Origin of the sequence: Prodigiosinella confusarubida (genome assembly GCF_002847015.1) — a bacterium.
In the GTDB taxonomy this organism is placed as follows: Bacteria; Pseudomonadota; Gammaproteobacteria; order Enterobacterales; family Enterobacteriaceae; genus Prodigiosinella; species Prodigiosinella aquatilis.
Genome location: NZ_CP025085.1, coordinates 3,173,751 through 3,186,785, shown reverse-complemented (window position 1 = coordinate 3,186,785; position 13,035 = coordinate 3,173,751). Strand labels below are relative to the sequence as shown.

The window sequence follows — 13,035 nt, the reverse complement described above, 5'->3', positions numbered from 1 at the left end:
AGTCACAGCCAGTGTTTCTAAGCCAAGGGTGATACCCATTCCTTCGTATTGTGCCCATTATTGGGCAGTCTGGCGCACTATTCTGAACGCCGGTTTGACCGGCTTTATTTTTATTGTCACAACCATTTGTTGGACACAACCAAGAGAACGATGTTTTGAATTATCAGTTAATCACTACCGATGCCGGGTTACAGCAGGTTTGTATGCAGGCGCGCCGTGTCACTCATGTGGCGCTGGACACCGAATTTGTCCGCACCCGCACTTATTATCCGCAATTGGGATTGATTCAATTGTATGACGGTGATGCGCTTTCGCTTATTGATCCGTTGGCTATCAGCGATTGGACGCCGTTTAAGGCGTTGTTACAGGATGTGCAGGTAGTGAAATTCCTGCATGCAGGCAGTGAAGATCTTGAAGTGTTTCTCAATGCGTTCGGTATGACTCCTACACCTTTTATTGATACCCAGATCCTGGCGGCTTTCCTTGGCCGTCCGCTTTCTTGTGGTTTTGCAACGCTGGTAGAGGAGTATATGCAGGTTACAGTGGATAAAAGCGAGTCACGCACGGATTGGATCGCTCGTCCACTAAGTGAGAAACAGTGTGACTATGCCGCCGCCGATGTGTTTTATCTGTTACCGATGGCCTTGAGGCTGGTGGAGGAAGCTAAAGTAGCGGGCTGGTTAGAGGCGGCACTGGATGAATGCAAGCTGCTTTGTCAGCGTCGTCAAGAGGTTGTCGATCCAGCGCTGGCGTATCGAGATATCAATAATGCCTGGCAGTTGCGGGGGTGCCATCTGGCTTGTTTGCAGCGATTGGCCGATTGGCGGTTACGTAAAGCCCGAGAGCGTGATAGTGCGGTTAATTTTATTGTCAGGGAAGAACATCTCTGGCAGGTTGCTCGTTTCCTGCCAAATTCATTGGGTGAGATGGATTCTTTGGGATTAAGCGGTCCGGAAATCCGCTATCATGGTAAAACCTTGTTAATGCTGGTGGAGGAGAGCCGTAATTTGGCCGAGGCGGATTATCCACCACCAGTAATCAATCTGATCGAATATCCTGGTTATAAAAAAGTCTTTAAAGAGATCAAGTCGCTAATTCAAAGCTGTAGTGAGCATAGTGGTTTATCTGCTGAATTGCTGGCCTCCCGCCGCCAAATTAATCGTCTGTTGAATTGGCACTGGAAATTAGCACATCAGGAAAGCAAACCCGAGCTGCTTGCTGGTTGGCGTAATGAATTATTGGGTGACGCATTGCGAGAAATTTTGGCGAACTATTAATTTTTTGTCAGCGTAGGTGATATTTTATCCCACCATGAATATTCTCTGCTGCTGTCCTGTTATGGTAATTCAGAGAGAATAATTAGTCTGGCTTATTAATAGTAATGAAATTGTTCGTAGGAAGGTTAAAATAAGAACAAGCAGTAACGCTAGATAAATATGGAATCCCCTGCAATTTCTGCAGGGGATAATTAGAACGGAGGGATCATTTAGGTGTTTCTTCAGGTTCAGGCAATGTCACATTCAGTTCAAGCACCGATATATCATCGCCTTTCTGTTCTAGCTGAACTGTCACCATTTCGGGATCTATCTGTACATATTTACAGATGACCTCTAAAATATCCCGCTTTAATTGCGGCAAATAATGGGGCTCACTGTCCCCCCGACGTCGTTCCGCGACAATAATTTGCAGCCGTTCCTTGGCAATATTTGCTGTCGTTTTTTTTCGGGACAGAAAAAAATCAAGTAGGGCCATTATTTATCCCCCAAAAAGTCGTTTAAGGAAACCTTTCTTCTCTTCCTCAATGAAGCGATAAGGCCGTTCTTCTCCTAACAAACGATCCACAGTATCAGCATACGCTTTCCCGGCATCGGAGTCCCCATCCAGAATGATGGGTTCACCCTGGTTTGATGCCCGGAGCACTGACTGGTCTTCCGGAATAACACCAAGCACGGGAATGCGCAGAATTTCCAGTACGTCTTCCATACTGAGCATATCACCACGATTAACGCGGCCTGGATTATAACGGGTCAGCAGCAGATGCTCTTTAATCGGCTCTTCGGAGCGTTCAGAACGACGTGATTTGGAAGAGAGGATACCCAGAATGCGATCGGAGTCGCGTACTGAAGAAACCTCCGGATTGGTGGTGATAACGGCTTCATCAGCGAAATAAAGCGCCATCAGCGCTCCAGTCTCAATACCGGCTGGCGAGTCGCAGATGATAAACTCGAACTCCATTTCGGCCAGAGTGTTAAGTACGTTTTCCACGCCATCGCGGGTTAACGCCTCTTTATCTCGGGTCTGGGAAGCGGGCAGAATGTACAGATTCTCGGTGCGTTTATCCTTGATCAATGCCTGGTTTAGAGTGGCATCACCTTGAATGACATTCACAAAATCGTAAACCACCCGGCGTTCACATCCCATAATCAGGTCAAGGTTACGAAGACCGATGTCAAAATCAATGACAACCGTCTTCTTCCCTTTTTGGGCTAAACCGGTAGCAATGGCCGCACTTGAAGTGGTCTTGCCAACGCCCCCTTTACCCGATGTAACAACAATGATGCGTGCCATAAATGATTCCTTGTCAAGGGCTTAATCTAGAGGTTTGATGTTTAGAACGTTATCCAGCAGGTTGAGATTTAACCGTGCAGCCTGTCCTAAATAGGATTCCGGTATCTGGTCACTGAGCCAGTATCGACCGGCGATGGATACCAGTTCAGCAGACAGATGCGTGCAAAAAATCTGGCTTTGAACATCGCCAGATACGCCTGCCAGGGCGCGGCCCCGCATCATGCCATAAATATGTATGTTACCGTCGGCGATCACTTCGGCGCCTGCGCTAACGCTGCTGGTGATGATAAGATCGCAGTTGCGAGCATAAATCTGTTGACCGGAACGCACCGGAGTGTTCACCATCTTGGTTTTGACTGTCGCTGGTGCAACAGGCTCCGTCACCCGATGTTTGCCTTTCCCTTCGCTTAACAGCGGCAAACCGGCTTGTTCGATCGCCGCTTTCAACTTTGCATCTTTACACCCGCTGACGCCGACAACACGTAACCCGGTGGACGAAATGGCTTGCTGCAGTTTTGTCCAGTTTGCTTCTGCAGTCAGCATCGAAATATTAATTACGACCGGCGCATTTTTAAAAAACGCGGGAGCCTGCTCGATCTTTTCTTGCAGTGCCTGATAAACCACCTCGGGTTGTTGATCATACAAATGAACAACCGATAAGGTAAAGCTACTGCCTTTTAGCTCAATTGGCGTTTGTGACATCTATCCTGACTCAGTTTCAGCATCTTTAAATCCCCGAACTAACATTCGAGGCATGATATTCCAGAGCGCTGCAAGCATGTTATAGTTACATGAATATACAGGCAAGACACCGCTTCCATTAATTAGAGTAAAAAAAATGTTTTGTGTGATCTATCGAAGCGCTAAACGCGACCAAACATATCTGTATGTCGAAAAAAAAGACGATTTTTCCCGTGTGCCGGAAACGTTAATGAAAAGTTTCGGTGAACCTCATTTGGTAATGTTATTACCGCTGAATGGCAGTAAAAAACTGGCTTCAGCCGATATAGAAAAAGTAAAGCAGTGTTTGAATGAGCAGGGATTTTATCTGCAGTTACCGCCAGTGACAGAGAATTTATTAAATGCTCATCAGGTAAGTGTAAAAAGTGATACCTGAATTATTTTAGGATAATACCTGAGGATGTAGACATAATTAGCGACTTAATTTCATTAAGTCTGTAGTCAGAATAAGTCAGGGGAAAAAGTAATATCGTCCTTTTTATCTGTTTTATACTGATTTATATACAGGGGTGTCAGGCTGAAGATGCAGGATGCTATTTTACATTTTCTGTATCATATGGCGTGCTTTGTGCTCAGATATCTGACCGGTTCCTCCCGTAGAATGTAGCGCAGACCCTTTTCAGTACATGACAGTTTTTGTACTATCATGGTTTGAGTTATTGCCTTTAATTGCTATTGGTATCAAGGTGATGGTGTCAATGACGCAATAGTTCACTAATAAACAGGTCAGGAGAAGAAACATGTATCAGCATAGAGACTGGCAGGGCGCGTTGTTGGATGTCCCGGTCAACAAGGTAGTGTGTGTGGGCAGCAACTATTCGGAGCATATCCGGGAGATGGGTAGTGCGACCCCCGTTGAGCCAGTACTGTTCATTAAGCCGGAAACGGCTTTGTGCGATATGTGTCAACCTGTGGCCATTCCCAAGCATTTGGGTTCCGTACATCATGAAGTGGAGCTGGCGGTATTGATCGGTACACCACTAAAACAGGCGAATGAAGAGCTTGTGGCCCGTGCAATTGCCGGTTATGGGGTGGCATTGGATTTGACCTTGCGTGATTTGCAGGCGAATTTCAAAAAGGCGGGGCAACCGTGGGAAAAGGCCAAAGGTTTTGATGGTTCTTGTCCTATTTCTGGCTTTATTTCCGTGTCGGAATTTGGTGATCCACAGCAGACTGAATTAGGGCTTAGTATTAATGGTGAGATACGTCAGCAAGGGAATACACGTGACATGATCACGCCGATCCTGCCGTTGATCGCTTACATGAGCCGTTTTTTCACACTACGTGCCGGAGATATCATACTGACAGGAACACCTCAGGGCGTGGGACCACTTCAATCCGGGGATATACTGACCATTACCTTGAACGAAAATACCCTGAATACCCGCGTTATATGAGCAGGATGCTGCCTGCTGTGACAACGGGAGGGGTGGGCCCTTGTTTAGCATCAATAAAACCGTTATATAGTGCTTCCCGTTTGTCACCATGGATACCTCAATGAAGCAATTACCTTTTTGGGAACAAAAAACGCTGGCTGAAATGTCTGATGAGGAGTGGGAAGCTCTCTGTGACGGTTGTGGGCGTTGTTGCTTGCATAAGCTTATTGATGAGGACACCGAAGAGGTCTATTTCACCAATGTGGCATGTAATCAATTGAATATCAAAAATTGTCAGTGCCGCAATTATTCACGTCGTTTTGAATATGAACCGGATTGCATCAAACTGACGCGAGAGAATTTAGTCACGTTCAATTGGCTACCGGAAACGTGCGCTTATCGTCTGGTCCATGAAGGGAAAAGCTTACCACATTGGCATCCACTGATTGTTGGCTCAAAGGCGGCGATGCATCAGGCGCAAATATCGGTACGCTATATTGCCGTACGGGAAAACGATGTGGTGGACTGGCAAGATCATGTCCTCAACAAGCCTGATTGGGCACGTTGAACATCTGATTTATATAGTGTTTTTGATTACATAGAATATGCGTGGGGCATGGGTGGGGCATCAGAGATAAAACTCGCGTTCAAAATACTCATCTGATCCACGTTGTTGTCGGTCATCCATTTTCCATAAACGCTGTAAACCATCTGAGCCGAAGTGTGCCCCATTTGTGTTGCGATGAAACTTGGGTTTGCTCCAGCACTGAGCGCCCAGCACGCGAAAGTATGCCTGGATTCATATGCTTTGCGATGCCGAATACCCGCACGTTTCAATAATTGATTCCATGTCGCGCCGAATGAACCTGGAGCATACCAGTCTCCCCCTTTCCCGTTTCTCGCCGTAAGTTTAGGCACAAAGACGAAGCTGCATAAATCGATTCGTGTTTTCCCGAATTCCCTCAGATGCACTTCTATATCGTGTTGTTTTCCCATGCGCGTATATGCCATCTGGTTTTTCAATGCCTGAATGGCTGACTGAGTCAGATTAATAACCCGATTGCCCGCATCGGTCTTTGGCGGCGTGAAGTGTCCTTTGATAGCAATATTTCTGCTGATAGTTATCGTCCAGTGTTTTAGGTCAATGTCTTCCCATGTCAGTGCGCATATTTCACCATGGCGCATACCTGTGTTCACCGCGAGGATCCATAGGTTTCTGATTTGCTCAGAGGGACACGCGTCAAGTAGGCGAGCATATTCATCTTTCGTTAATGGGTCTGGTTCGGCTTTGCTTTTGCGAAGAGGGTCAACGCCAGAAAATGGTGATTTTTCTATATATCCATTGAGTTCGGCAAAACGAAACATTCCGCCCAGACAGTTCATATAGACGTTTACTGTTCTTACCGTACGCCCCTTTTTAGCCGAACGGTTTTTCTGATGCTTTCCGCAAATTTGATAACCGGTCAACAGTTCTTTTCGGACAAGTAGCATGTCTTCATTGTTAAATCTACCGACAGTTTTCTCTGGCCCGAGTATTTCTGTACATATTTTGATATATGAAACATATCTGGTGTGAGCATTCTTTGTTATTTCCATGCGTTTCAGTTCCAACCACCGTACAGCCAATTCTTTCAGTGTGACCTCTGGCTGAACAAAACCGAATTTACGCAAATTAGGTGACTGCGGAAACTGCACCGCGTAGTTGAACATCCCTATTTTTATGGCGTAACAGATGGATGTACGTAATTCACCTGCCACTTTCCTGTTTTTGGGTGTGTCAGGAACACCCAGACTTTCCCTTACACGCACACCCTGATAGATAAACCACAGTCGCAACGTACCGCCGTGGTTTTCTACTCCTGTTGGGTATTTACTCATAACGATTCCTCGTCTGGTTGATGGTAAGGGTATTTAAGCAAATTGCCGACGCGGTTTCGCTGATGCCTGACGTTCGATCCAGCGATCAATTTCATCTAGATTGTAAAAACAGGGGCTGTTATCCCACGGTTGCCCGTCGAACGAGACGTGTTTGTATTCTTTCCCTTCAAGAAAAGATTTCTCACGAGCCTTCTTTAAGGTTCCTTTTTTTATGCCTTTCAGCGCAATGAGCTGTTCTTCTGAAACCCATTTCCCTGGGGAGACGATCATCATCATTACTTCACTCATGATTTCCCTCAGTTAGCCCCGTCCGGGGTCATTGATAATTCAAAATCAGACAGTCCATCTGACCGGGCTGCGTATGTTTGATCGGTAAGGCGTAACATCATGTCCTCCGATGCTTCGCGCGGGACTCGCTGGCCTCTTTGCAGGTGAGGCACAGCGTGCAGCCTGGGTATGCCTGGCGCCGCGCCTCTTCGATTGCATCACCGCATTCTTTGCATTCGGTTGCTGACACAGCAGTTCTATCTATGCGGTGAGAGCTTATAGCCACGGAACGTTGTAAATCCTCAATTTCACTAGCGCGATCGATATCATCTGCCATAAATTTCTCTTCTATTAATGGGGAGGTTTCCACCTCCCAGACCATTAAAATTTCCGGCATTCAAAACGGAATATCGTCGTCGTAAATGGGTTCTGATTGTTGCTGTGCTGCGGCCTGCTGGAGCTTGGATTGGGGAATGCCATTTTGTCGATCATAGGGATTTCCTGATGTGTAAGGGTTTCCTTGCTGTCCGCCGCGTTGACCTGTTGATTGCCGGTGGTCGTGATTTCGTTCGTCTTTGTCTTTTATTGAGTTTTCAAGATTTGCGATTGCTTCTGCAGGCGCGTTCTCGGCGTGTTCGGCATACGTCCGGCGCGTTCCTGGCTGGAACACGTGACGCACTTCAAATTTATACCCATCCGATCCATCCTGTTTCGTGTAGAGGACTTTCTGCAGAAACAAACCGATTTTTTTCCCTTCCAATGCAGGGCAGTGCCATTCTGTGCCTTCGGCAGTCGGTACCTGCACAGGTTGAGCTTGCTTCACTTGAGCAACCCACATAAGAGCAGATACCAATCCCATTCCGAACGTTTGCTGCCCGTCTTTGCCGATGAAATTAATGCGCAAGTAGTTAGCCTTGACTCCATTCGAATCAAGAGACAGTTCCAGCGCCTGGGATTGACTCCCATCCCGGCCAAATGTATAGATTGCAGAGGTTATGACGCCCTCGTACGCACCTGTTTCACTTATTCCGGCAGATGCTCCAGCTTTTTTCGCCATTTCTGCAGCGTCGGCATTCCAGACAAAACTCATTGGTTGATTCATGGTGTGATCCTTAATCTTTATAAATCTGTCATAAATTCGGTGATTGCCACATCGACCGCTTTCAGGTCGTTATCCATTTCCGTTTTATCTGGAAACATATCTGGCGGTGCCTTGGCCGTATCATTGTCATCGCCTTTAATCAGGAATACGTGCTTGCCGTCTTTCTTGATAGCCCTCAGCACGATTGAGAAATATCCTTCAGGCGTCAGCTTTTCATTCAACATTTTCCCGGTGGTTTTCATCCTGATTTTTCCCTCGCTCTCTTCTGTGTGAGCTAGGAAATAAACGCGGAAATCGTCAGGTAACAGCGTGGCCGCAGTAATGACCCGCCAGACGTGATCCGCCATTTCTGTGAATTTTGCATACCCGGTCTGATAGGCCCGATTCATATTTTCGTGCTGCATGACAACCTGGAAATCGTCAATGATCAGCACGCGGCGTGTAGGTGACTTGACCATTCGATAAATTGTATCCAGTACAATTTCCCAGTTATCAGAACGCAGAACGTTCCCACGCTGCTTGGTGCCGTCCGGCAATTCTTTACCGTGCAATTTCCAACCTGCAGATTTGAATGGCAACATTTTGGGAATGCATTGCAGCAGCATCACTTCATCGGGATTGAAATTGCGCAAGCTGTATGACTTGCCTGCACCAGAGTCACCGAGGATCAGCACTGGCGTTCCCATTAGATGCCCCCGTTAAGCCAATGCCTGGCCGTGTATTTGATGTCTTCATCCATGTCACTGGCAATCAACCAGCGCAGATACCCGGGATCCCCTTTTGACAGTTCCGCAAAGGTTTTCCCTTTATGCTTGCCGAAGCGCATGGCGTGGAGCAGGGACGGGTTGTTTGTTATTTCCCGCATTTCCCTCATAGTCCATTGCGCCATGCGCCCCATATAGATGAGCAATTCAGCGGTGACATAACAGTCATATAGTGCGCGGTGGGCGTAGAGACCTTCCGGTAATTCGGGCTTAAGTCCCAGGCTGTAACGCAGGTACTGGTTGCTGTGGCTGGCATGTTCCGGGAATAGTTTCCGTGCCAGCTTCATTGTGCAAATCCATGGGGAATCAATTTGTGGCAGTTTTGCTTTATCAAACGCCGCATTATGAGCAACGTACGCATCGGCCCCCAAATAGCGACCAATAACCTCGCTAATTAGTGGCGCGCTTTCAACCATATCCTCAGTGATATGGTGAATCGCCATTGCTTCAAAACTGATAGCCTCAGGCGGACAAACCAGATCGCTCATAGGATTACAAATGACGCCATCAACAATGTCGACACTGGCAATCTCGACGATGCCACCCTCAAAACTGGTGGTTTCCGTATCAATGACTCGTAACATGATTTTCTCCATCCGTAATAGCGTCACAAACTGCGTCATACTCCGCGAGCTTGAGAGCGATAAATTCAAGGTCTGTGGGCGAAATACCGCTATTCAGGCATATCAACGCGATGCACTGCAGCGCTACCTGATGCTCTAGTGGGTGAGTTAACATGCACGCCTCCGGAAATTGAGGCGTGAAAAATTTGCTTTCACGTACTCTTGATAACAGGGCTTGTCTTTGCAGAAGTGCATCTGAGTTATGCCCATATAGCGTTTCACTGGGTAAGCGCGTAGTTCGTCACTTTCACGCTGTACCAGACAATGGTCGCAATATTTCTTCACAGCGTGTCCTCCGCAGTTGTAAACGCAGCAGCAAATGACGCCAGAATCCCCTCCAGACGAGCTATACGGGCCTCGAGTTTTTCGACGTGTTCGCTATCAGTCCTGGCAGGAATATTTTCTGAAATATTTCGTGGTTCGATTTTTTGTACTGACGGGATAGCATCAGTACAGCGCTTCATCGCATTCGCCAGATTTGCGGCCGCTTCTTCAACCGTGCCATGTTCGCTCGTTGCTGGTGGTAACGAAGTAACAGCTTCGCTCGACTGACCGACATTCGTTTCCATCTGCACATCACCAACCTCCTCGGAATGATTTTCCGGTTTTTCTCCCTCATTTGAGGTGGCTTTCTGAGACAATCCATCAATAGAGAACATGCCGCAGCCAAGGTTTTTCATTTCTGGCTGAGCGTCAGTGCTGCCTAGTTTGGTATTTTCCAACGTTGAATCGGTGCCATTATTGGTTTCGGTGGTGTTGCCCGGTTCAGTGATGGCGGGCAGGTGACGTGCTAGCGTTAATAATTCCAGTGAGGGGTGTGCGTGGTTTGACTCTGTGAGGCTGGAATTGATATACGGCTGCATTGATGCGGGCATCTTGGTGATGTCTGGGATCGCATTGCGAATTAACGCGAAAATCGCGGCACGGGAAAAATCCAGAATACCGGGCATGTTGAGTAACTTTTGGCTCCACGTATTAAATGGCTCTTCTTTGTTAGCAATAATCTCTTTGGCCCGGCGGAGTATGGGGCCGGGTATTTCATAGATATCAAAATCCATCGGCAGGGTGGCCATCGCTATTTCTTTATTCAGCAAATCAAGAGAGTGCGTGATGTCATTGCCGCGATCAGTTTGATTGTTACCACCTGCGTTCGTGCCTGCATTAGTGCGTTTTATGCCCTGTTTTGCGACCCACTTCGCGGTAATATCTTCACGTAACGGACCATTAGATGATTCGGACTGATTGTTGTGTGCGTTAATCCATTCTTTTGCAAACGTCAGCAAGTGGCCGACGTCCGGCGCCTTGTCGTCCACCGGCCAAACACTTTTGATGTCACGAATCAGATCGAAAAGCGTTTTAGGGAAGCAGTGCTTGAGCTGTAGCAAGTCTTTTGCATTGTTCAGCGCCAGCAGCAGGTTTTGTGGGTATGCTGCGTCCATATCGTGCTGCAACGTAGCAATATCGCGCAGGCCTTGCGGCCCGAGAGCCGTGAATTTACTATATAGCCACGCGCCAAGAACTCGCTGAGTAAACGTAGCCTGTTCAAATGTAACGGCGCTGTCTTGCTGCGGCTCCGATTGCGTGCCGGTCTGCTCTGTATCCTGTGCTAGTTGCGCGCCAGAATGTTCCACTTGCGCAGCGGCTACGGTTGCGTGGTCGTCATGAATGTTAACTGATGGCGGCGGCGCGGGGATCCGCTTCCACGTCAGGCTATCTTCACTCAGCTCGTAGCGATCGCACCACGTATCATCAATGACACCCTCGTCCGGCAGGTCATCAACAACGTGCCAGTTGGTACGGACGGGCAAGAGATAATCGGTACCGCGGCCAGTTTCAATTTCGGCATCTTCAAGAATATTGGCAATTTCGCGCTCGGCGCGTGAATCAGATTTTGCAGAGAACCAGCAGAACAGACTTTTTTTGTCCGATTTTGCTTTCGCTTTAATGACAAACGCATAGTTGTTCATTGCGTTTTTGCTCCTTCGGGTTGTAGAATCCCCTGAGCCATTGATTGCGCCCTTAGGGAGTGGTTATTGGTCAAAACTCGATTCCGATTTGCTTTGGTCGGCGAATCGGCGCATTAAACCGCTTCGGCGGTTTTTTGCGTTTTAAAAAGCGGCGGATTGGTAAAGTAATAAACCCGCACCGCCGAAAGACTACACACAGCAATTGGTGCTCCGTAACGTGGAGCGGGCGTTTCCCCAGTGCTGGCAAACAGGCCAACAAATGGCAATTGGTCAAAACTCGATTAACGTGTAGCGGGGCGCTGGCCATCTCCTGTGGGGACAATCCCCTCAACTGGATAACATTCACCGTGAACGCGCTGAACATACATGTCCTGAACGCATTCCTGCTTGGACCCATAAACGCCCAGAACTGCGTCATCACAGTTGCCGTTCAGCATGCAAACGCTGATAACGAGCGCGAATAATGTTCCCATTAGTGCAAAGTCCTCCCTGTTGCCTGCCGAAAAAGGCGTTTAGCCTCTTCCCATTTTTTTTTGTCGCGGCTTGATACTGCGGCTGCGGCCATGCGTTGTGCTTCTCGTAACTGCTGGTGGTTAATCATCAGCCCCTCTTTGCCCTTAACGGCGGGTCGCCGGAACGGTTCTAACCTGCTGCGCGTCTATTCCAATTTCAGCAACTGCCGTCATGTTCGTACGCCTCGGGCTGGCTACTTAGCCTCTTCGCATTACTGAGTAACTCGGGGTATTGCTCAGTGTGTTATGCGTCGTAGCGTTACTGCGTTTTGTTAGGATTATTAAACACAATGTTTATCTTCTTGTCAACTTTATGAATATATAAAAATAAACAAAAAGTTTACCTTCCTGAGTGAGAGTTAGCCGACGGGTTGTGGTAGGGGAATTTTAGGTAAAAAAAATCCCGCCGGAGCGGGATGAGGAGATGTATGAACACAGGTTAGATTAAAAGCTGAATTTGGCGAGTCGCAATATTGCTAGTCCAGTGCCTATGGCTTTACTACAGCATAGATCACTCATCAACGGGCTTATATCTGCCCCTGAGGTATTTATCCACGTAGTCATCAATTTCTTTCAATCGGAGCTGGAATAGGTCAATCATTCTTTCGCGTTCTGCTTTTGGTAATTGACGATAAAGATTAAGCATCTTCATTTCATCACTACTCAACCCAGTCGATTCTTCCACATCCTCGCCCAGCAGCCACGCAACGGATACGCCGAGCGCGTCAGCTAACTTTAAAGCTGAACTTTTTCCCACCGTCCCACGATTAAACCAGTTGTTGACGGATTGTGGGCTGACGCCAGCTATCCTGGCCATCTCTGCTTTCGAGATACCCTTCAGTTCCATCAACTCCGTTAGTCGCTTTACTTGCGGGTGTTCTACTTGGTGCGAGTTCTCTTTCATGAGGTCATTTTAAACCATATGTTTAAGGTCATGAACATTCATAATGTTGATTTTTTATTAAACTTATTGTTTAATTATTGGTGTTGATATACAGGAGAACATATGAACGCCCTTGATAAAGCCATCCACAATGCCGGTAGCGCCACTAAATTGGCTGAATTACTAGGCATTTCATCTATGGCCATAAGCCACTGGAAACGACGTCATAAGGGAGCGATCCCATCAAATCATGTATTCGCTATTTACAACACAACAGGAGTAACCCCCCACGAACTACGCCCTGACCTTTACCCAAATCCAACCGACGGCCTATCCAAGGAGCAGGAAGCCTAA

Annotated in this window: 17 protein-coding genes; 5 read left to right on the top strand and 12 right to left on the bottom strand. The window is 47.4% G+C overall.

The window, feature by feature from the left end; genetic code table 11:
• Positions 1-155 precede the first annotated feature (155 nt).
• The gene (gene rnd, locus CWC46_RS14460; protein ID WP_037381580.1) at positions 156-1,277 is read left to right on the top strand and encodes a ribonuclease D; all 1,122 of its coding nucleotides are present in this window, start codon (positions 156-158) and stop codon (positions 1,275-1,277) included.
• A 205-nt stretch (positions 1,278-1,482) separates the two neighbouring features.
• Here rnd and minE read toward each other — a convergent pair whose 3' ends face one another.
• Genes minE through minC form a run of 3 tightly spaced genes read right to left on the bottom strand, consistent with a single transcriptional unit; the run spans position 1,483 to position 3,270 of the window.
• Positions 1,483-1,752, bottom strand: a complete 270-nt coding sequence (minE, locus tag CWC46_RS14455) for a cell division topological specificity factor MinE (RefSeq protein WP_021015851.1) — start codon at positions 1,750-1,752, stop codon at positions 1,483-1,485.
• Positions 1,753-1,755: 3 nt separating this feature from the next.
• Positions 1,756-2,568 (bottom strand): septum site-determining protein MinD, encoded by an 813-nt coding sequence (gene minD, locus CWC46_RS14450; protein ID WP_021015852.1) that lies wholly within the window; start codon positions 2,566-2,568, stop codon positions 1,756-1,758.
• A 21-nt stretch (positions 2,569-2,589) separates the two neighbouring features.
• A complete protein-coding gene (minC, locus tag CWC46_RS14445; RefSeq protein ID WP_021015853.1) occupies positions 2,590-3,270 on the bottom strand; it encodes a septum site-determining protein MinC in 681 nt (226 codons plus the stop codon).
• Positions 3,271-3,406: 136 nt separating this feature from the next.
• On the opposite strand from minC, the gene CWC46_RS14440 reads away from it, so the two are divergent.
• The 3 genes from CWC46_RS14440 to CWC46_RS14430 all read left to right on the top strand — a co-directional run bounded on the left by CWC46_RS14440 (position 3,407) and on the right by CWC46_RS14430 (position 5,253).
• Positions 3,407-3,685, top strand: coding sequence for a YcgL domain-containing protein (locus CWC46_RS14440; protein ID WP_021015854.1), 279 nt, complete (start codon positions 3,407-3,409; stop codon positions 3,683-3,685).
• A 364-nt stretch (positions 3,686-4,049) separates the two neighbouring features.
• On the top strand, positions 4,050-4,706 hold the full coding sequence (locus tag CWC46_RS14435; protein WP_021015855.1) for a fumarylacetoacetate hydrolase family protein: 657 nt from the start codon (positions 4,050-4,052) through the stop codon (positions 4,704-4,706).
• A 100-nt stretch (positions 4,707-4,806) separates the two neighbouring features.
• Entirely contained in the window at positions 4,807-5,253 is a 447-nt protein-coding gene (locus CWC46_RS14430) for a YcgN family cysteine cluster protein (protein WP_021015856.1), read from the top strand.
• Between the two features lie 26 nt (positions 5,254-5,279).
• On the opposite strand, the gene CWC46_RS14425 is transcribed toward CWC46_RS14430, so the two are convergent.
• From CWC46_RS14425 to CWC46_RS14380, 9 genes are all read right to left on the bottom strand, one after another.
• A complete protein-coding gene (locus CWC46_RS14425) occupies positions 5,280-6,563 on the bottom strand; it encodes a site-specific integrase (protein ID WP_021015857.1) in 1,284 nt (427 codons plus the stop codon).
• A gap of 33 nt (positions 6,564-6,596) precedes the next feature.
• Positions 6,597-6,851, bottom strand: coding sequence for an excisionase family protein (gene xisR / locus CWC46_RS14420; RefSeq protein ID WP_021015858.1), 255 nt, complete (start codon positions 6,849-6,851; stop codon positions 6,597-6,599).
• 97 nt (positions 6,852-6,948) lie between these two features.
• Positions 6,949-7,167 (bottom strand): TraR/DksA family transcriptional regulator, encoded by a 219-nt coding sequence (locus tag CWC46_RS14415; RefSeq protein WP_037381585.1) that lies wholly within the window; start codon positions 7,165-7,167, stop codon positions 6,949-6,951.
• A gap of 60 nt (positions 7,168-7,227) precedes the next feature.
• Positions 7,228-7,932: a hypothetical protein gene (locus tag CWC46_RS14410; RefSeq protein WP_101377510.1), complete on the bottom strand. Its 705-nt coding sequence runs from the start codon at positions 7,930-7,932 to the stop codon at positions 7,228-7,230.
• A 17-nt stretch (positions 7,933-7,949) separates the two neighbouring features.
• On the bottom strand, positions 7,950-8,618 hold the full coding sequence (locus CWC46_RS14405; protein ID WP_101377509.1) for a DEAD/DEAH box helicase family protein: 669 nt from the start codon (positions 8,616-8,618) through the stop codon (positions 7,950-7,952).
• Positions 8,618-9,280 (bottom strand): exodeoxyribonuclease X, encoded by a 663-nt coding sequence (gene exoX, locus CWC46_RS14400; RefSeq protein WP_021017448.1) that lies wholly within the window; start codon positions 9,278-9,280, stop codon positions 8,618-8,620. Before exoX ends, CWC46_RS14405 begins: the two co-directional genes overlap by 1 nt.
• A 320-nt stretch (positions 9,281-9,600) precedes the next feature.
• Positions 9,601-11,286: a RecE family exodeoxyribonuclease gene (locus CWC46_RS14395; RefSeq protein ID WP_101377508.1), complete on the bottom strand. Its 1,686-nt coding sequence runs from the start codon at positions 11,284-11,286 to the stop codon at positions 9,601-9,603.
• A gap of 281 nt (positions 11,287-11,567) precedes the next feature.
• Positions 11,568-11,759 (bottom strand): DUF1482 family protein, encoded by a 192-nt coding sequence (locus CWC46_RS14390; RefSeq protein ID WP_101377507.1) that lies wholly within the window; start codon positions 11,757-11,759, stop codon positions 11,568-11,570.
• A gap of 550 nt (positions 11,760-12,309) precedes the next feature.
• On the bottom strand, positions 12,310-12,702 hold the full coding sequence (locus CWC46_RS14380) for a helix-turn-helix domain-containing protein (protein ID WP_021015861.1): 393 nt from the start codon (positions 12,700-12,702) through the stop codon (positions 12,310-12,312).
• A gap of 102 nt (positions 12,703-12,804) precedes the next feature.
• Between CWC46_RS14380 and CWC46_RS14375 the strand changes: the two genes are divergently transcribed.
• The gene (locus CWC46_RS14375; RefSeq protein ID WP_021015862.1) at positions 12,805-13,035 is read left to right on the top strand and encodes a transcriptional regulator; all 231 of its coding nucleotides are present in this window, start codon (positions 12,805-12,807) and stop codon (positions 13,033-13,035) included.

Bases quoted from the DNA above. Each gene is read 5' to 3' on its own strand.
- CWC46_RS14415 (WP_037381585.1), bottom strand. From the start codon at position 7,167: ATGGCAGATGATATCGATCGCGCTAGTGAAATTGAGGATTTACAACGT.
- CWC46_RS14435 (WP_021015855.1), top strand. From the start codon at position 4,050: ATGTATCAGCATAGAGACTGGCAGGGCGCGTTGTTGGATGTCCCGGTC.
- CWC46_RS14425 (WP_021015857.1), bottom strand. From the start codon at position 6,563: ATGAGTAAATACCCAACAGGAGTAGAAAACCACGGCGGTACGTTGCGA.
- CWC46_RS14395 (WP_101377508.1), bottom strand. From the start codon at position 11,286: ATGAACAACTATGCGTTTGTCATTAAAGCGAAAGCAAAATCGGACAAA.
- minD (WP_021015852.1), bottom strand. From the start codon at position 2,568: ATGGCACGCATCATTGTTGTTACATCGGGTAAAGGGGGCGTTGGCAAG.
- CWC46_RS14430 (WP_021015856.1), top strand. From the start codon at position 4,807: ATGAAGCAATTACCTTTTTGGGAACAAAAAACGCTGGCTGAAATGTCT.
- CWC46_RS14375 (WP_021015862.1), top strand. From the start codon at position 12,805: ATGAACGCCCTTGATAAAGCCATCCACAATGCCGGTAGCGCCACTAAA.
- CWC46_RS14440 (WP_021015854.1), top strand. From the start codon at position 3,407: ATGTTTTGTGTGATCTATCGAAGCGCTAAACGCGACCAAACATATCTG.
- CWC46_RS14405 (WP_101377509.1), bottom strand. From the start codon at position 8,618: ATGGGAACGCCAGTGCTGATCCTCGGTGACTCTGGTGCAGGCAAGTCA.
- exoX (WP_021017448.1), bottom strand. From the start codon at position 9,280: ATGTTACGAGTCATTGATACGGAAACCACCAGTTTTGAGGGTGGCATC.
- minC (WP_021015853.1), bottom strand. From the start codon at position 3,270: ATGTCACAAACGCCAATTGAGCTAAAAGGCAGTAGCTTTACCTTATCG.
- xisR (WP_021015858.1), bottom strand. From the start codon at position 6,851: ATGAGTGAAGTAATGATGATGATCGTCTCCCCAGGGAAATGGGTTTCA.
- CWC46_RS14380 (WP_021015861.1), bottom strand. From the start codon at position 12,702: ATGAAAGAGAACTCGCACCAAGTAGAACACCCGCAAGTAAAGCGACTA.
- CWC46_RS14410 (WP_101377510.1), bottom strand. From the start codon at position 7,932: ATGAATCAACCAATGAGTTTTGTCTGGAATGCCGACGCTGCAGAAATG.
- minE (WP_021015851.1), bottom strand. From the start codon at position 1,752: ATGGCCCTACTTGATTTTTTTCTGTCCCGAAAAAAAACGACAGCAAAT.
- CWC46_RS14390 (WP_101377507.1), bottom strand. From the start codon at position 11,759: ATGGGAACATTATTCGCGCTCGTTATCAGCGTTTGCATGCTGAACGGC.